We start from the raw sequence: 351 nt of genomic DNA, 5'->3' as shown, positions 1-351 counted from the left end.
TGTTAGCGCTACCGTAATAATCGCCGATTGGGCCCCCGCTTCCCGCCAATCGCGCCACCGCACAGGCGCCGATCGCGCTACCGGACTTTGGCCGGCGGCGCCCCCGGCGCCGCAAGGTGTAGGCTCCCGACGTCTCCGGACGGAAGGAGCCCCGATTGGAAAGGAACATCATGGGAGAGTTCGACATGTACAGGCAGGCGGGCACCACGCCCAACTTCACCGACATCGCCCGGCGCTACGGCATGAACCGGCACACGGTGGCCAAGTACTGGAAGGCCGGCGGCCAGGTGGAGGACGCGCGCAGGTGCCGCCCGAGCGGGCTGGACCGCCACAGGGAGGTCATAGAGGCCA

The 351-nt window shown here is 68.1% G+C and carries 1 pseudogene; it reads left to right on the top strand.

Features of this window, described 5'->3' with window-relative positions:
• Positions 1-155 precede the first annotated feature (155 nt).
• Positions 156-351: pseudogene (locus NE591_RS13385) on the top strand (IS21 family transposase); the annotation flags it as partial.

The sequence above is a fragment of the Adlercreutzia sp. DFI.6.23 genome (genome assembly GCF_024462535.1).
Classification (GTDB): Bacteria; Actinomycetota; Coriobacteriia; order Coriobacteriales; family Eggerthellaceae; genus Adlercreutzia; species Adlercreutzia rubneri.
The sequence above is the reverse complement of the archived record's forward strand: the minus strand, read 5'-3'. Positions and strand labels throughout refer to the sequence as shown.